The sequence below is a fragment of the Streptomyces sp. NPDC089799 genome (genome assembly GCF_040684755.1).
Classification (GTDB): domain Bacteria; phylum Actinomycetota; class Actinomycetes; order Streptomycetales; family Streptomycetaceae; genus Streptomyces.
In genome coordinates this window covers 69,419-87,015 of record NZ_JBFBGR010000015.1, presented here as the reverse complement: position 1 = coordinate 87,015, position 17,597 = coordinate 69,419, and the positions used below count along the sequence as shown (strand labels likewise).

The 17,597-nt window shown below is 69.6% G+C and carries 17 protein-coding genes; all 17 read left to right on the top strand.

The window, feature by feature from the left end; genetic code table 11:
- The first annotated feature begins 129 nt into the window (after positions 1-129).
- Complete coding sequence (locus tag AB0O36_RS18625) at positions 130-1,878, top strand: trypsin-like serine protease (protein WP_365111222.1); 1,749 nt, start codon at positions 130-132, stop codon at positions 1,876-1,878.
- Between the two features lie 172 nt (positions 1,879-2,050).
- Entirely contained in the window at positions 2,051-3,157 is a 1,107-nt protein-coding gene (locus AB0O36_RS18620) for an LCP family protein (protein ID WP_365111219.1), read from the top strand.
- Between the two features lie 195 nt (positions 3,158-3,352).
- The gene (gene rpmE, locus AB0O36_RS18615) at positions 3,353-3,574 is read left to right on the top strand and encodes a 50S ribosomal protein L31 (RefSeq protein WP_365111216.1); all 222 of its coding nucleotides are present in this window, start codon (positions 3,353-3,355) and stop codon (positions 3,572-3,574) included.
- Between the two features lie 135 nt (positions 3,575-3,709).
- Positions 3,710-4,789 carry a peptide chain release factor 1 gene (gene prfA, locus AB0O36_RS18610; RefSeq protein WP_365111213.1) on the top strand — a complete coding sequence of 360 codons (1,080 nt, stop codon included), beginning with the start codon at positions 3,710-3,712 and terminating at the stop codon, positions 4,787-4,789.
- Between the two features lie 72 nt (positions 4,790-4,861).
- The gene (prmC, locus tag AB0O36_RS18605; RefSeq protein ID WP_365111211.1) at positions 4,862-5,707 is read left to right on the top strand and encodes a peptide chain release factor N(5)-glutamine methyltransferase; all 846 of its coding nucleotides are present in this window, start codon (positions 4,862-4,864) and stop codon (positions 5,705-5,707) included.
- A 55-nt stretch (positions 5,708-5,762) separates the two neighbouring features.
- Positions 5,763-6,410, top strand: coding sequence for an L-threonylcarbamoyladenylate synthase (locus AB0O36_RS18600; RefSeq protein WP_365111208.1), 648 nt, complete (start codon positions 5,763-5,765; stop codon positions 6,408-6,410).
- Complete coding sequence (locus AB0O36_RS18595) at positions 6,407-7,045, top strand: protein-tyrosine-phosphatase (RefSeq protein WP_365111205.1); 639 nt, start codon at positions 6,407-6,409, stop codon at positions 7,043-7,045. Before AB0O36_RS18600 ends, AB0O36_RS18595 begins: the two co-directional genes overlap by 4 nt.
- 185 nt (positions 7,046-7,230) lie before the next feature.
- Complete coding sequence (gene glyA, locus AB0O36_RS18590; RefSeq protein ID WP_365111202.1) at positions 7,231-8,466, top strand: serine hydroxymethyltransferase; 1,236 nt, start codon at positions 7,231-7,233, stop codon at positions 8,464-8,466.
- 104 nt (positions 8,467-8,570) lie between these two features.
- On the top strand, positions 8,571-9,932 hold the full coding sequence (locus tag AB0O36_RS18585; RefSeq protein WP_365111434.1) for an MraY family glycosyltransferase: 1,362 nt from the start codon (positions 8,571-8,573) through the stop codon (positions 9,930-9,932).
- Between the two features lie 273 nt (positions 9,933-10,205).
- Entirely contained in the window at positions 10,206-10,643 is a 438-nt protein-coding gene (locus AB0O36_RS18580; protein ID WP_365111199.1) for a hypothetical protein, read from the top strand.
- 210 nt (positions 10,644-10,853) lie between these two features.
- Positions 10,854-11,693, top strand: a complete 840-nt coding sequence (gene atpB / locus AB0O36_RS18575; protein ID WP_365111431.1) for a F0F1 ATP synthase subunit A — start codon at positions 10,854-10,856, stop codon at positions 11,691-11,693.
- An 80-nt stretch (positions 11,694-11,773) separates the two neighbouring features.
- Positions 11,774-12,004, top strand: coding sequence for a F0F1 ATP synthase subunit C (locus AB0O36_RS18570; RefSeq protein ID WP_365111196.1), 231 nt, complete (start codon positions 11,774-11,776; stop codon positions 12,002-12,004).
- A gap of 41 nt (positions 12,005-12,045) precedes the next feature.
- Positions 12,046-12,588: a F0F1 ATP synthase subunit B gene (locus AB0O36_RS18565; RefSeq protein ID WP_365111193.1), complete on the top strand. Its 543-nt coding sequence runs from the start codon at positions 12,046-12,048 to the stop codon at positions 12,586-12,588.
- Entirely contained in the window at positions 12,585-13,400 is an 816-nt protein-coding gene (locus AB0O36_RS18560) for a F0F1 ATP synthase subunit delta (protein ID WP_365111190.1), read from the top strand. Before AB0O36_RS18565 ends, AB0O36_RS18560 begins: the two co-directional genes overlap by 4 nt.
- A 129-nt stretch (positions 13,401-13,529) precedes the next feature.
- Entirely contained in the window at positions 13,530-15,125 is a 1,596-nt protein-coding gene (atpA, locus tag AB0O36_RS18555) for a F0F1 ATP synthase subunit alpha (RefSeq protein WP_365111188.1), read from the top strand.
- Positions 15,126-15,145: 20 nt separating this feature from the next.
- Positions 15,146-16,063, top strand: a complete 918-nt coding sequence (locus tag AB0O36_RS18550; protein ID WP_365111185.1) for a F0F1 ATP synthase subunit gamma — start codon at positions 15,146-15,148, stop codon at positions 16,061-16,063.
- Positions 16,063-17,505 (top strand): F0F1 ATP synthase subunit beta, encoded by a 1,443-nt coding sequence (gene atpD, locus AB0O36_RS18545; RefSeq protein WP_365111182.1) that lies wholly within the window; start codon positions 16,063-16,065, stop codon positions 17,503-17,505. The genes AB0O36_RS18550 and atpD overlap by 1 nt, the downstream gene beginning before the upstream one ends.
- Positions 17,506-17,597: the final 92 nt, after the last annotated feature.

Genomic DNA, 17,597 nt, shown 5'->3' with positions numbered 1-17,597 from the left:
GGGACCGGCCGCACCGGCCGGACCGGCGGAGCACACCGACGCCGCCCCCACCCGCGAGGGTGGGGGCGGCGTTGCCATAGGATCACCGCACCCATCAACTGCTCCGCCAACGGAAGAAGGATGTCGCGCGTGCACATACGCACTTCGCGCCTGGCGGTCCCTGTTGCCGTGTCCGTGCTCGCCCTGGTCGGTACCGGGCTCACGGCCACCGGAGCGCAGGCCGCCTCCACGACGCCCGAGCCCACGACCAAAGAGCTCGGACAGCGCGTCGCCCGGTCGATGACGACCGATCAGCAGTCGAGGGACGTCAGCAAGCCGGTCCCGCCGCGGAAGTCCGTGCCGGAACCCCCCAAGTCGTCCCCGTACATCATCGGCGGCAAGACGGAGACCATCTCCAACGCGCCCTGGATGGCGCAGCTGCACTACTACGACGACCGCAACACCCCCGACAAGGCCGACGACGAGGCCTTCTTCTGCGGGGGCACGGTCATCGCCCCCACGAAGATCCTCACCGCCTCGCACTGCGTCGACGGTCTCAACTGGACCCTGGACAGCGTGGTCGTCGTCGGGGCCACCCAGCTCCCCACGGTCGATTCCTCCGGGGTGACCGACTGGAAGGGCGGCACCCCGGTGACCGTCCGCCGCCAGTGGAAGCACCCCTCGTACAACGCCGGCACCACGGACAACGACGTGGCCGTGCTGACCCTCGCCAAGCCCGTCAGCGTTCCGACGCTGCCGTTCGCGCGCAGCACCGACACCGGCAACTACGCGGTGGGCAACACCGCCGACGTCTACGGCTGGGGCCGCTACACCTCCACCAGCCAGGACGTCTCGCCCACCCTGAAGAAGGCCACCCTGCCGCTGGTGTCCGACGACACCTGCGCGGGCTTCTGGGGCGACTACCTGGTCCGCGGCCACATGGTGTGCGCGGGCACCCCGGCCTCCGGGTCGGACGCCGGCACCACCACCGCCTGCAACGGCGACTCCGGCGGTCCGCTGGTCCGCAACGGCCGGCTGATCGGCGTGGTCTCGTGGGGCGTCACGGACTGCGTCTACAAGGGCGCCTACGGGGTCTACTCGAAGGTCACCTCCTACGCCGGCCCGATCCGGGCCCGCGCGTACGACACCGACTGGAACAAGGACGGCCAGGCCGACCTGCTGGCCCGCCGGGCCTCCGACGGCAAGCTGTTCCCGTTCCACTCCAAGGGCACCAGCCTGTCCTGGCAGTCCTCGGTTCCGGGTGACTTCAAGACCGACAACCTGCTCGTGCAGGCCGACCTCGACCTGGACGGCTCGCAGGACATCGTCCGGCGCACCGCCGCCGGCGACCTGTACCGGACGTTCCAGTCGAACGGCACCTGGCAGAACACCAAGCTGGCCTCCGGCTGGGGTTCCCGGCGCACCTTCCTCGCGCCCGGCGACGTCAACGGCAACGACGTGCAGGACCTGATCTCGGTGGACTCGGCCGGCCGGCTGCGGATCCACCCGGGCAACGGCAAGGGCGGCTTCTACGCCGAGGTCGACGGCGGACCGGGCTGGCAGGTCTACAGCCAGGTCCTCGGCCACGGCGACCTGACCGGTGACGGCAAGACGGACCTGCTGGCCCGTACCCCCGCCGGCGACGTCTACCTGTACAAGGGCACCGGCACGATGGGCCTGAACGCCTTCGCGCCGCGCGTGAAGGTGGCCACCCTGGGCAGCTCGTACACCGCGTTCGCCACCGTCGGCGACGTGAACAACGACGGCAAGCCCGACCTGCTGGCCCGCGAGGGCGACGCCCTGTGGCTGTTCCCGGGAACGGGCAGCAGCACCGGTGCGACCTTCGCCACACGCAAGGCCTTCGGCACCGCCTGGGCCCAGTTCAACCTCTTCGGCTGAGATCGGCCGAAACCCCAGGCAGCACCGGCGGGAAAGAGCCCTCCGGGCCACTCGCCGCCACTCTGTGCCCACCGTGTCCGCACGGTGGGCACAGTGCGTTCACGGCCTGCCATGGAACCCGCGGTCCCGGGCACCCGTCTGTGAGGGCGGACGTACGGGAGGCGAGGAGAGCATGGGCGAGGACAAGGCGGTCCCGGGCCACAGGGCGGGGACGCGGGCGGGGCGGCGGGCCAGACCGGCGAAACGGCGCCGGGCGGTGGCGGTCGCCGGCTGGACCGCGGCAGGAGTGCTGGTCCTGGGCGGTTCCGGCCTGGGCTACTTCTACGTGAAGTTCAACGGCAACATCAAGAGCGTGGACCTCGACGCGGCCCTGGGCAAGGACCGCCCGGCCGACGTGGACAACGGCTCCCAGGACATCCTGGTCCTCGGCTCCGACTCGCGCGGCGGCGCGAACTCCGAGTACGGCCGGGACGACGGCGGCTCCGCCCGCTCCGACACCGCCATGATCGTCCACGTGTACGAGGGCCACCGGCGGGCGAGCGTCATATCCATACCGAGGGACACCCTGGTCACCCGGCCCTCCTGCCAGACGGCGTCCGGCAGGACCGACCCCGGCGGCCCGCGGCGGATGTTCAACGAGTCCTTCACCGTCGGCGGGGCGCCCTGCGCGGTCAAGACGGTCGAGCAGATGTCCGGCATCCGGATGGACCACTACCTCGAAGTGGACTTCACCGGCTTCAAGGAGATCATCGACAAGCTCGGCGGGGTCGAGGTCACCACCGCCAAGCCCATCAAGGACGGCGCCAGCCACCTCGACCTGCCCGCCGGGACCCACCGGCTCAACGGGGAGCAGGCCCTCGGGCTGGTCCGCACCCGCAAGAGCGTCGGCGACGGCAGCGACCTGGGCCGCATACAGCTCCAGCAGGCCTTCATCAAGGCCCTGCTCAAGCAGGTCAAGGGCATCGGGCTCTTCGACAACCCCAAGCGGCTGCTGGACCTGGCCGACACCGGCACCAAGGCGGTCACCACCGACTCCAGGCTGGGCGACGTGAAGTCGCTGATGGGATTCGCGTCCGGGCTGAGCGGCATCGACTCCAAGGACATGCAGATGATCACCCTGCCGGTCGGCGGGGACACCCGCGACCCCAACCGGGTGGTCCCGCTGCAGAAGGAGTCCGCGCTGGTCTGGGAGGCCCTGCGGGCCGACCGGCCGATCCCGCCCGAGGCCACCGAGAAGTCCGCGGGGGACAAGGGCACCGCCGGATCCGTGGTCAGCTAGGGGGACGGAACCGGGAACGGCACCGAGAACGGCGCGGAGCCGCCGGAATAACGGGACCCGGGTACCCGTTGAGGTGTGCGTCCTGGAATTTTGACAGGCGGGCCGGTCCTGGCAGACTGGTACGTCGGCCCCGGTTCACGCATGGAGCAATTCCGCCACCTGCGACCCGGTGCCCTCCCGAAACTAGGAGACACCTTGAAGCGCGAGATCCACCCCGAGTACGTCGAGACCCAGGTCAGCTGCACCTGTGGCGCGTCGTTCACCACCCGGAGCACCCTGACCGAGGGCACCATCCGTGCCGAGGTCTGCTCCGAGTGCCACCCGTTCTACACGGGCAAGCAGAAGATCCTCGACACCGGTGGCCGTGTGGCCCGCTTCGAGGCCCGCTTCGGCAAGGCTGCGGCCGCCAAGAAGTAGCGAGACCTCGGCGCCGGTCTCCGGCCGCCCCCTGTCCACGCGGGGGTGGCCGGACCGGCGCCTTTGTCGTCCCGCCGCAGCCGGCGGCCCATCCGGCTGCCCTGCCCTTTCGCAATCTTTCACCAGGAGCCCGAGATGTTCGAGGCCGTCGAGGACCTGGTCGGCGAGCACGCCGACCTCGAGAAGAAGCTCGCCGACCCGTCGGTCCACTCCGATCAGGCCAACGCGCGCAAGCTCAACAAGCGCTACGCGGAGCTGACCCCGATCATCGCCACCTTCCGGGCCTGGAAGCAGTCGGCCGAGGACATCGACACGGCCAAGGAGCTGGCCGCCGACGACCCCGACTTCGCCGCCGAGGTGAAGGAGCTGACCGCACACCGCGAGGAGCTCACCGAGAAGCTCCGGCTGCTCCTGGTGCCGCGCGACCCCAGCGACGACAAGGACGTGCTGCTGGAGATCAAGGCGGGCGCGGGCGGCGACGAGTCCGCCCTGTTCGCCGGCGACCTGCTGCGCATGTACCTGCGTTACGCCGAGCGGGTGGGCTGGAAGACCGAGATCATCGACTCCACCGAGTCCGAGCTCGGCGGCTACAAGGACGTCCAGGTCGCCGTGAAGACCAAGGGCGGCAACGGTGCCACCGAGCCCGGCCAGGGCGTCTGGGCCCGCCTGAAGTACGAGGGCGGCGTGCACCGCGTGCAGCGCGTGCCGGCCACCGAGTCCCAGGGCCGCATCCACACCTCCGCCGCCGGCGTGCTCGTCACCCCGGAGGCCGAGGAGGTCGAGGTCGAGGTCAACCCCAACGACCTGCGGATCGACGTCTACCGCTCGTCCGGCCCCGGCGGCCAGTCCGTCAACACCACCGACTCGGCCGTGCGCATCACGCACCTCCCCACCGGTGTGGTCGCCTCCTGCCAGAACGAGAAGAGCCAGCTCCAGAACAAGGAGCAGGCCATGCGCATCCTGCGCTCCCGCCTGCTGGCCGCCGCCCAGGAGGCCGCCGAGCAGGAGGCCGCCGACGCCCGCCGCAGCCAGGTGCGCACCGTGGACCGTTCCGAGAAGATCCGCACGTACAACTTCCCGGAGAACCGGATCTCGGACCACCGGGTCGGCTTCAAGGCGTACAACCTCGACCAGGTGCTCGACGGCGACCTCGACTCGGTCATCCAGGCCTGCGTCGACGCGGACTCCGCCGCCAAGCTCGCCGCCGCGCAGTAACCGCTCCCGCCCAGCGGACCGCGTACCCCGCGTACCGCCCCCGTACGACAGCAGCCCGGAGGACCAGCGCAGATGAACTTGCTGCTTGCCGAGGTGGCCCAGGCCACCCAGCGGCTGGCCGCCGCCGGTGTGCCCTCTCCGCGTTTCGACGCGGAAGAGCTCGCCGCGTGGGTGCACGGCGTCAAACGGGGGGAACTGCACCACGTCAGGGACAGTGACTTCGACGCCCGCTACTGGGAGGCCGTCGCCCGCCGCGAGGCGCGCGAACCGCTCCAGCACATCACCGGGCGCGCCTTCTTCCGCTACCTGGAGCTCCAGGTCGGACCCGGCGTGTTCGTCCCGCGCCCGGAGACCGAGTCCGTCGTGGACTGGGCCATACAGGCCGTCCGCGCCATGGACGTGGTCGAACCGCTGATCGTGGACCTGTGCACCGGGTCCGGCGCGATCGCCCTCGCCATGGCCCAGGAGGTGCCGCGCTCGCGCGTGCACGCCGTCGAGCTGTCCGAGGACGCGCTCGTCTACACCCGGAAGAACGCCGAGGGCTCCCGGGTCACCGTCCACCAGGGCGACGCGCTGAGCGCGCTCCCCGAGCTGGACGGCCGGGTGGACCTGGTCATCTCCAACCCGCCGTACATCCCGCTCACCGAGTGGGAGTACGTCGCCCCCGAGGCCCGGGACCACGATCCGCAGATGGCGCTGTTCTCCGGCGAGGACGGCCTGGACACCATCCGCGGCATCGAGCGCACCGCGCACCGGCTGCTGCGGCCCGGCGGCCTCGTCGTCGTCGAGCACGCGGACACCCAGGGCGGCCAGGTGCCGTGGATCTTCGCCGAGGAGCTGGGCTGGGCCGACGCGGCCGACCACCCGGACCTCAACAACCGCCCGCGCTTCGCCACGGCCCGGAAGGCGATGCCGTGACCCGCGCCCGCCACCCCCTGCCCGATCCTTCCCCCACGTACGAGGAGTCCCGCTGATGGCACGGCGATACGACTGCAACGACGCGACGGACCGCAAGACCGGTCTGCGTGAAGCGGCATCCGCCGTGCGACGCGGTGAACTCGTGGTCCTGCCGACGGACACCCTCTACGGCATCGGCGCGGACGCCTTCAACCCGGAGGCGGTCGGCGACCTGCTCGCCGCCAAGGGCCGCGGCCGCAACATGCCCACCCCCGTGCTGATCGGCTCCCCGAACACCCTGCACGGGCTGGTCACCGACTTCTCCGAGCAGGCCTGGGAGCTCGTCGACGCGTTCTGGCCGGGCGCGCTGACCCTGGTCGCCAAGCACCAGCCCTCGCTGGCGTGGGACCTGGGCGAGACCGGCGGCACGGTCGCCGTCCGGATGCCGCTGCACCCGGTCGCGATCGAGCTGCTGACCGAGGTCGGCCCGATGGCCGTCTCCTCGGCGAACCTGAGCGGACACCCGGCGCCGGAGGACTGCGACGCCGCCCGCGCGATGCTCGGCGACTCCGTCTCCGTCTACCTCGACGGCGGCCCCACCCCGGGCATCGAGCCCTCCTCGATCGTCGACGTCACCGGGAAGGTGCCCGTGCTGCTGCGCGCGGGGGCACTGACCGCCGACCAGCTGCGGGAGGTCGTACCCGACCTCGAGGTCGCTCCGTGAGCCCTCAGGGGCGTGGCATAGCGAGTGAATCGGGCGACACCTTCCGCATACTCCACGTCAGCACCGGCAACGTCTGCCGCTCGCCGATCACCGAGCGGCTGACCCGGCACGCCCTGGCCCACCGTCTGGGCGGGGCCGCCACCGGCGGCCTGATCGTGGAGAGCGCCGGCACCTGGGGCCACGAGGGTGCGCCGATGGAGGCGAACGCCGCGGCCGTGCTGGCCGACTTCGGGGCGGACGCGTCCGGGTTCACCGGGCGCGAGCTCCTCGACGAGCACGTCATCCGCGCCGACCTGGTCCTGACGGCCACCCGCGACCACCGGGCGCAGGTCATCTCGATGGGGCACTCGGCCGGCCTGCGCACCTTCACCCTGAAGGAGTTCACCCGGCTGGTGCGGGCGATAGACCCGGCGACGCTCCCGCCGCTGGACGACGGCATGGCCGCCCGCGCCCGCGCCCTGGTGCGGGCCGCGGCGGCGCTCCGCGGCTGGCTGCTGGCGCCGTCCGCCGACGCCGACGAGGTCTACGACCCGTACGGCGCGCCGATCACGTTCTTCCGTTCGATCGGCGACGAGATCGACCAGGCCCTCGACCCGGTCGTCACGGCCCTGACGGGCGTCACCACCCGCCGCTGACCGCGTCGGGTCCGCCCCGGCCGCACCGCGGGCCGCCGGTGCCGTTACCGGGCGGCCGGCGTGAGGGGCACCGCGTCCGGTGGGACGCGAGGGGCGTGAGGGGCGCCGCGTACGGCGGCGGGCGGGAGCGGGGGCTCGGAATTACAGTGGGCGTACCCGGTATCCCCACGGCTCGGGAGCGCGCCATGACCGTCACCAGTGAGCCCAGGGCGGACGTGCTGCGCCGGCAGGACCCCCAGATGGCCGACATCCTCTCGGGGGAGGCCCACCGCCAGGGCACCACCCTGCAGCTGATCGCCGCGGAGAACTTCACCTCGCGGGCCGTGCTCGCCGCGCTCGGGTCCGCCCTCGCCAACAAGTACGCCGAGGGGTACCCGGGGGCCCGGCACCACGGCGGGTGCGAGTACGCCGACCTCGCCGAACGGACCGCCATGGAGCGGGCCCGGGCCCTGTTCGGCGCCGAACACGCCAACGTACAGCCGCACTCCGGTTCGGCCGCCGTGCTCGCCGCCTACGCGGCCCTGCTGCGCCCGGGGGACACCGTCCTGGCGATGGGCCTGACCTACGGCGGCCACCTGACCCACGGCTCCCCGGCCAACTTCTCCGGCCGCTGGTTCGACTTCGTCGGGTACGGGGTGGACGCCGAGACCGGGATCATCGACTACCGGCAGGTGCAGGAACTGGCCCGGACCCACCGGCCGAAAGCCATCGTCTGCGGTTCCATCTGCTATCCCCGGCACCCCGAGTACTCCGCCTTCCGGGAGATCGCCGACGAGGTCGGCGCGCTGCTGATCGCCGATGCCGCGCACCCGATCGGCCTGGTGGCCGGCGGTGCCGCGCCGAGCCCGCTGCCGTATGCGGACGTGGTCTGCGCGACCACCCACAAGGTGCTCCGCGGCCCCCGCGGCGGGATGGTGCTGTGCGGTGCGGAGCTTGCCGAGCGGATCGACCGGGCGGTGTTCCCCTTCACCCAGGGCGGCGCGCAGATGCACACCATCGCCGCGAAGGCGGTCGCCTTCGGCGAGGCCGCGACTCCGGCGTTCGCGCGGTACGCGCACCGGACGGTCGCCAACGCGCGCGCGCTCGCCCAGGCCCTCGCCGGCCTCGGCTTCGCGATCACCACGGGCGGTACGGACACCCACATGATCACCGCCGACCCGGCACCCCTGGGCATGGACGGAAGGGCCGCACGCGGCCGTCTGGCGGCCGCGGGGATGGTCCTGGACACCTGCGCCCTCCCGTACGGCGACCAGCGCGGCATCCGGCTCGGTACGGCCGCGGTGACCACGCAGGGGATGGGGGAGTCGGAGATGGTGCGGATCGCCGGGCTGTTCGGGCGGGCGCTGCGCGGCGAGGAGGCCCCCCGGGTCCGCGCGGAGGTCGCCGAGCTGGTGCACGCTTTTCCCCCTTATGGGGAGTAACGGACCCGGTCGGGACGCCGCGCAACCGGGAAGCGCTCCCCTCGCGTCCTCGGTGCAGGGGACATCACGGCTAATGTGTGGGGCTGAGATGGCCGGCGATACATCTGGGGCAGCCCGTGCGTGAATACCTGCTGACGCTCTGCGTCACGGTCGCGGTGACCTACCTGCTGACCGGACCGGTGCGGAAGTTCGCGATCGCGGCCGGCGCGATGCCGGAGATCCGCGCCCGCGACGTGCACCGGGAGCCGACTCCGCGGCTGGGCGGCATCGCCATGTTCGGCGGACTCTGCGCCGGCCTGCTCGTCGCCGACCACCTGCAGAACCTCAACGGGGTCTTCGAGCTGTCGAACGAGCCCCGGGCACTGCTCTCCGGGGCGGCGCTGATCTGGCTGGTCGGCGTGCTGGACGACAAGTTCGAGATCGACGCGCTGATCAAGCTCGGCGCCCAGATGATCTCGGCGGGCGTGATGGTCATGCAGGGCCTGACCATCCTGTGGCTGCCGATCCCGTTCATCGGGACGGTCTCGCTGACCCAGTGGCAGGGCAATCTGCTCACCGTCGCCCTGGTGGTCATCACCATCAACGCGGTGAACTTCTGCGACGGCCTGGACGGCCTGGCGGCGGGCATGGTCTGCATCGCGGCCGCGGCGTTCTTCATGTACTCGTACCGCATCTGGTACGGCTACGGCATCGAGGCCGCGGCCCCCGCGACCCTGTTCGCGGCCATCCTGATGGGCATGTGCCTGGGCTTCCTGCCGCACAACATGCACCCGGCCCGGATCTTCATGGGCGACTCCGGTTCGATGCTGATCGGCCTGGTGCTGGCGGCCGGCGCCATCTCCATCACCGGCCAGGTGGACCCCGACGCGATGGCCCTGTGGGCCGGCGGTGAGCGCAACGCGACCCACGCGATGCTCCCGGTCTTCATCCCGCTGCTGATGCCGCTGACGATCATCGCGCTGCCGGCGGCGGACCTGGTGCTGGCGATCGTCCGGCGCACCTGGAACGGCCAGTCGCCGTTCGCCGCGGACCGCGGGCACCTGCACCACCGGCTGCTGGAAATCGGACATTCGCACAGCCGGGCCGTCCTGATCATGTACTTCTGGTCGGCGCTGATCGCCTTCGGCGCGGTGGCCTATTCGGTCAACTCCACCTCGATGTGGATCGTGCTGGCGATCGCCGCGCTCAGCGGGGTCGGCCTGCTCCTGCTCCTGCTGCCGCGCTTCACCCCGCGCGCCCCGCAGTGGGCCGAGGGCATGGTCCCGCCCCGCTACCGGCACGCGGAGCGGGACGCCGAGGAGGCCGCCCGCGAGGCCGTGGGGGCGGGTGCCCCCGGGGCCGGCCAGGACGCCGAGCCGGAACCGGCGGGGCTCCTCGTCGGCGGAGTGTCCGGCGTCAACGGCGCGACCGCCGTGGGCCCCCGTTCGCGCTTCCCCGACCGGCGTAAGGCCGGTTCACCGCGCTGACGCGGTCCCGGGGGACCGGGACCGAACGGCCTATATCAGACAGAACGGCTGCGTGTCGCGCACACACGTGCAGGCTCACCCTCATGTGTGACAGTGAGCACACACCCAGGTAAAGACCTCATCAAATAGTTTGTGATACCGTTCACTAGACCCGGCGACAGAGCCGAAGGACCGTAGTGCGACGGTCCGTTGGCCCGAGGTTCTCTCTCGGACCGGGATTACGCTCGTCCCGTACGAGTCCCGTGCCCCCCGAAACATGCGGAGCAACCCGCCATGCGGTCTGATGACGTCCGATCCCTGCTGCAAGCCGCCGTACCCACCGCTGCCGTCGGCGTTCTCGCCGCCGTGATCAGCGGTGTGGTCGCCGGTGGCAAGGGAGCCATAGGCGCCGTCGTCGCGACCCTGATCGTGATCCTCTTCATGGGCATGGGATTCGTCGTACTGCAGCGCACGGCACGCTCGCTGCCGCATCTCTTCCAGGCGATGGGATTGATGCTGTACACGGCGCAAATTCTTCTGCTGTTCATCTTTGTCGCCGCGTTCAAGAACACCACCCTGTTCAACCCCAAGGCCTTCGCCATCACGCTCGTCGCCACCACCCTGGTGTGGATCGGCGCGCAGACGCGTGCCCACATGAAGGCCAAGATCCTTTACGTCGAACCGGACTCGGCCAAGGCCGGGAAGCCCGAAAAATCGGGGCCGGAGTCGTGAAGGGTAGGGCCGGGATAAGTGCGCGTTCGAGATCCTGCTATCGTCCGGTGCCGAGTGCGGCACAACGGGCGCGGGCATCTGAGCTGACGCCTGTTCCATCGCGAGGCTCACTGCCTGCCCGCCGCCCCTCCATCCGTAACACCAGTCCAGTGCCGAACCGCGGCCATGCGCCGCGCCGACACAACGAGGTTGCCGTACCTATGCGCCACGCTGAAGGAGCCCGCGGTGAGTGCTGACCCGACGCAGGTTCTCGCCTTCGAGACCGACTGTCACATCTTCGACGGATGTGGCTTCCCGGCTCCGGGCCTGCACTCGTTCCTCTTCGAGCCGATCTTCGGTGACGCAGACAGCACCTTCGGCTATTTCAACAAGACGATGCTGCTGGCCCTTCTGGGCACCGTCGTGATCCTGGGCTTCTTCTGGGCCGCCTTCCGCAAGCCGAAGGTCGTTCCGGGCAAGCTGCAGATGGTCGCCGAGGCCGGCTACGACTTCGTCCGCCGCGGGATCGTCTACGAGACCCTGGGCAAGAAGGAAGGCGAGAAGTACGTCCCCTTCATGGTGGCGCTGTTCTTCTTCGTCTGGATGATGAACCTCTGGTCGATCGTCCCGCTGGCGCAGTTCCCGGTGACGGCGATCATCGCCTACCCGGCTGCGCTCGCCGCGATCGTCTACTTCATCTGGCTGCCGCTGACCTTCAAGCGTCACGGCTTCGTCGGTGGCTTCAAGAACATCACGGGCTACGACAAGTCGCTCGGCGCGGTCCTGCCGATGGTCATGGTCATCGAGTTCTTCTCGAACGTCCTGGTCCGCCCGTTCACCCACGCGGTCCGACTGTTCGCGAACATGTTCGCCGGTCACACCCTGCTGCTGCTGTTCACCATCGCCAGCTGGTACCTGCTGAACGGAATCGGCATCGCCTACGCGGGTGTCTCGTTCGTCATGGTGCTCGTGATGACCGCCTTCGAGCTCTTCATCCAGGCTGTCCAGGCGTACGTCTTCGTCCTCCTGGCCTGCAGCTTCATCCAGGGCGCGGTCGCCGAGCACCACTGATCGTCTGATCGCCCTCCCCAAGCCCCCATTCGTCCGGTGGCCAACCCCCACCGGTCCGTGAAAGAGAAGGAAGAACTGGCATGTCCCAGACCCTTGCCGCAGTCACCGGCTCCCTCGGCTCCATCGGTTACGGTCTCGCGGCCATCGGCCCGGGCGTCGGCGTCGGCATCATCTTCGGTAACGGCACCCAGGCTCTTGCCCGTCAGCCCGAGGCGGCCGGCATCATCCGCGCCAACCAGATCCTCGGCTTCGCCTTCTGTGAGGCGCTCGCCCTCATCGGTCTGGTCATGCCGTTCGTCTACGGCCCCTGATCTTCGGATCGCAACCAGCCCACTAGACGAAAGGCACTGATGTGAACCTCCTGGTTCTCGCGGCCGAGGAAGCAGAAAACCCCCTCATCCCGCCGCTCCCTGAGCTGGTCATCGGCCTTATCGCCTTCGTCATCGTCTTCGGCTTCCTCGCCAAGAAGCTCCTCCCGAACATCAACAAGGTTCTGGAAGAGCGTCGCGAGGCCATCGAAGGCGGTATCGAGAAGGCGGAAGCCGCTCAGACCGAGGCCCAGAGCGTGCTGGAGCAGTACAAGGCCCAGCTCGCCGAGGCCCGGCACGAGGCCGCTCGCCTGCGCCAGGAAGCGCTGGAGCAGGGCACTGCGCTCAAGGAAGAACTGCGCGCAGAGGGCCAGCGGCAGCGTGAGGAGATCATCGCTGCCGGTCACGCCCAGATCGAGGCCGACCGCAAGGCCGCCTCGCAGGCACTTCGCCAGGACGTGGGCAAGCTCGCCACCGACCTGGCGGGCAAGCTCGTCGGTGAGTCCCTCGAGGACCACGCCCGGCAGAGCCGCACCATCGACCGGTTCCTCGACGAGCTCGAGGCGAAGGCCGAGGCCGCCCGATGAACGGAGCGAGCCGCGAGGCGCTGGGCGCCGCGCGCGAGCGTCTCGACGCGCTGACGGACAACACGTCCGTCGACGCGGCGAAGCTCGCCGGCGAGCTGGCTGCCGTCACCGCGCTGCTCGACCGCGAGGTCTCGCTGCGTCGGGTCCTGACCGACCCGGCGCAGTCCGGCGAGGCCAAGGCCGAGCTCGCGAACCGGCTGCTCGGCACCCAGGTCGGCGGGGAGACCCTCGACCTGGTGACGGGCATGGTCCGGTCCCGCTGGTCGCAGTCGCGCGACCTGGTGGACTCGCTCGAGGAGCTGGCGAACACCGCCGACCTCACGGCCGCCCAGCGCGCCGGCACGCTCGACGACGTCGAGGACGAGCTGTTCCGGTTCGGCCGGATCCTCGCCTCGCACACCGAGCTGCGGGCCGCGCTGACCGACAAGGCCGCGACCGGCACCGCCAAGGGCGAGCTGCTCCGCAGCCTGCTCGGCGGGAAGGCCAACGCCGCCACGGAGCGCCTGGTCGTCCGTCTGGTCACCCAGCCGCGTGGACGTAGCCTGGAAGCGGGACTGGAGTCCCTTTCCAAGCTCGCCGCCGAGCGCCGCAACCGCATGGTCGCCCACGTGATCACCGCGGTTCCGCTCAGCGACGTGCAGAAGGCGCGTCTCGGCGCGGTGCTGGCCAAGCTGTACGGCCGCGAGATGCACCTCAACCTCGACGTGGACCCCGAGGTCCTCGGCGGGATCACGGTGCGCGTCGGTGACGAGGTCATCGACGGCTCCATCGCGGAGCGCCTCGCCGAGGCGTCCCGCCGTATGGCCGGCTGACCAGCCACCAACTCAAGAAGCATTTGTCGACGGCCCGGTTGGGCCGTGCAGAACTTGCAGAAGATTCCTGGGGGTCGCCCCCAGACCCCTAAGAAACTTCGGGCCCAACAAGGAGAGCAGGGAACCCAGATGGCGGAGCTCACGATCCGGCCGGAGGAGATCCGGGACGCGCTGGAGAACTTTGTCCAGTCGTACAAGCCGGACGCGGCCTCGCGCGAGGAGGTCGGTACGGTCAGCCTTGCCGGCGACGGCATCGCGAAGGTGGAGGGCCTGCCCTCGACCATGGCGAACGAGCTGCTGAAGTTCGAGGACGGCACCCTCGGTCTCGCCCTCAACCTCGAGGAGCGCGAGATCGGTGCGATCGTCCTCGGCGAGTTCAGCGGCATCGAGGAGGGCCAGCCGGTGCAGCGCACCGGTGAGGTTCTCTCCGTTGCCGTCGGTGAGGGCTACCTCGGCCGCGTTGTCGACCCGCTCGGCAACCCGATCGACGGCCTCGGCGAGATCGCGACCGAGGGCCGCCGCGCCCTCGAACTGCAGGCCCCCGGCGTCATGGTCCGCAAGTCGGTCCACGAGCCCATGCAGACCGGCTACAAGGCCGTCGACGCCATGGTGCCGATCGGCCGCGGCCAGCGTCAGCTGATCATCGGCGACCGTCAGACCGGCAAGACCGCTCTGGCCGTCGACACCATCATCAACCAGCGCGACAACTGGCGCTCGGGCGACGTGAACAAGCAGGTCCGCTGCATCTACGTCGCCATCGGCCAGAAGGGCTCCACCATCGCCTCCGTGCGCGGTGCCCTCGAGGACGCCGGCGCGCTGGAGTACACCACCATCGTCGCCGCCCCGGCGTCCGACCCGGCCGGCTTCAAGTACCTGGCGCCGTACACCGGTTCCGCCATCGGCCAGCACTGGATGTACCAGGGCAAGCACGTCCTGATCATCTTCGACGACCTGTCGAAGCAGGCCGACGCCTACCGCGCCGTGTCGCTGCTGCTGCGCCGCCCGCCGGGCCGTGAGGCGTACCCGGGTGACGTCTTCTACCTGCACTCGCGTCTGCTGGAGCGCTGCGCCAAGCTGTCCGACGAGATGGGTGCCGGTTCGATGACCGGTCTGCCGATCGTCGAGACCAAGGCCAACGACGTCTCGGCGTTCATCCCGACCAACGTCATCTCCATCACCGACGGCCAGTGCTTCCTGGAGTCCGACCTGTTCAACGCCGGCCAGCGTCCGGCCCTGAACGTCGGTATCTCGGTCTCCCGCGTCGGTGGCTCCGCCCAGCACAAGGCGATGAAGCAGGTTTCCGGCCGTCTCCGCGTGGACCTCGCCCAGTACCGCGAGCTGGAGGCGTTCGCCGCCTTCGGTTCCGACCTGGACGCCGCGTCGAAGAACTCCCTGGAGCGCGGCAAGCGCATGGTCGAGCTGCTCAAGCAGGGCCAGTACCAGCCGATGCCCGTCGAGGAGCAGGTCGTCTCCGTCTGGGCCGGCACCACCGGCAAGATGGACGACGTCCCGGTCGTCGACATCCGCCGCTTCGAGTCGGAGCTGCTGGAGAGCCTGCGCCTGAACCGCAAGGACCTCCTGACCTCCATCCGTGAGGGCGGCAAGATGTCGGACGACACCCTGCAGTCCGTCGCGGACGCGATCGCCGACTTCAAGAAGCAGTTCGAGACCTCGGACGGCAAGCTCCTGGGCGAGGACGCTCCGGCCGTCAACGTCTCCAAGTGACGACGGAAGGGACCTGACTCATGGGAGCCCAGCTCCGGGTCTACAAGCGTCGCATCCGATCCGTCACCGCGACCAAGAAGATCACCAAGGCGATGGAGATGATCGCCGCCTCGCGCATCGTCAAGGCGCAGCGCCAGGTGGCGGCCTCCACGCCGTACGCGACCGAGCTCACCCGTGCGGTGACCGCGGTGGCGACCGGTTCCACCACCAAGCACCCGCTGACGACCGAGGCTGACGCCCCGGCCCGCGCCGCGGTCCTGCTCGTCACGAGCGACCGCGGTCTGGCCGGCGGCTACTCCACCAACGCCATCAAGGCGGCGGAGCGGCTCATCGAGCGGCTGCGCGGCGAGGGCAAGGAGGTCGACAGCTACATCGTCGGCCGCAAGGGTGTCGCCTACTACGGCTTCCGTGAGCGCAAGGTCACGGACAGCTGGACCGGCTTCACCGACAGCCCGACCTACGCGGACGCCAAGAAGGTGGCGGCCCCGCTGATCGAGGCGGTCTCCCTGGAGACGGCCGACGGCGGTGTCGACGAGCTGCACATCGTCTACACGGAATTCGTGTCGATGATGACGCAGAACGCGGTGGACAAGCGGATGCTGCCGCTCAGCCTCTCGGAGACCTCCGAGGCTGACGCCGCGAAGGGCGAGATCCGTCCCCTGTTCGACTTCGAGCCGTCGGCTGAGGACGTCCTCGACGCCCTGCTGCCGCGCTACGTCGAGAGCCGGATCTACAACGCGCTGCTGCAGGCGGCCGCCTCCGAGCACGCCGCCCGCCGGCGTGCGATGAAGTCGGCCACCGACAACGCCGGTGAGCTCATCAAGAGCCTCTCCCGGCTTGCCAACGCGGCCCGCCAGGCCGAAATCACCCAGGAAATCAGCGAGATCGTCGGTGGCGCCAGCGCCCTGGCCGACGCGACCGCGGGGAGTGACAAGTAATGACGACCTCTATTGAGACGGCTGCTGCCACGGGCCGCGTCGCCCGGGTCATCGGCCCGGTCGTCGACGTGGAGTTCCCCGTCGACGCGATGCCCGAGATCTACAACGCGCTGACCGTTCAGGTCGCCGACCCGGCCGAGGAGGGCAAGCTCAAGACGCTGACCCTCGAGGTCGCGCAGCACCTCGGTGACGGCATGGTCCGCACCATCTCCATGCAGCCCACCGACGGTCTGGTCCGCCAGGCCACGGTGACCGACACGGGCGCGGGCATCACCGTCCCGGTCGGCGACTTCACCAAGGGCAAGGTGTTCAACACCCTGGGTGAGGTGCTCAACTACCCGGAGGCCAACTCCGAGGTGACCGAGCGCTGGGCGATCCACCGCAAGGCCCCGAACTTCGACGAGCTCGAGTCGAAGACCGAGATGTTCGAGACCGGCGTCAAGGTCATCGACCTCCTCACCCCGTACGTCAAGGGTGGAAAGATCGGTCTGTTCGGTGGTGCCGGTGTCGGCAAGACCGTTCTGATCCAGGAAATGATCTACCGCGTCGCCAACAACCACGACGGTGTGTCGGTGTTCGCGGGTGTCGGTGAGCGTACCCGTGAGGGCAACGACCTCATCGAGGAGATGTCGGACTCCGGCGTTCTGGACAAGACCGCGCTGGTCTTCGGCCAGATGGACGAGCCCCCGGGCACCCGTCTGCGCGTCGCCCTGGCCGGTCTGACCATGGCGGAGTACTTCCGCGATGTGCAGAAGCAGGACGTGCTCTTCTTCATCGACAACATCTTCCGGTACACCCAGGCCGGTTCCGAGGTGTCGACCCTGCTCGGCCGTATGCCCTCCGCGGTGGGTTACCAGCCGAACCTGGCCGACGAGATGGGTCTCCTCCAGGAGCGCATCACCTCGACCCGTGGTCACTCGATCACCTCCATGCAGGCGATCTACGTCCCCGCCGACGACCTCACCGACCCGGCGCCGGCGACCACCTTCGCCCACCTCGACGCGACGACGGTTCTCTCCCGTCCGATCTCCGAGAAGGGCATCTACCCGGCCGTGGACCCGCTGGACTCCACGTCCCGGATCCTGGACCCGCGGTACATCGCCGCGGACCACTACTCGGCCGCGATGCGCGTCAAGGGAATCCTTCAGAAGTACAAGGACCTCCAGGACATCATCGCGATCCTCGGTATCGACGAGCTGGGCGAGGAGGACAAGCTCGTTGTCCACCGTGCCCGTCGTGTCGAGCGCTTCCTGTCCCAGAACACGCACGTCGCCAAGCAGTTCACCGGCGTCGACGGTTCGGACGTCCCGCTCGACGAGTCCATCGCCGCGTTCAACGCGATCTGCGACGGTGACTACGACCACTTCCCCGAGCAGGCGTTCTTCATGTGCGGTGGCATCGAGGACCTGAAGGCCAACGCCAAGGAGCTGGGCGTCTCCTGATCCGGGTCGGTCCTTCCCAAAGGATCGCCAAGGATCACCGGAGAGGGGCGGGCATGTCCCGTCCCTCTCCCCACGCCCATTAGAATTTGACC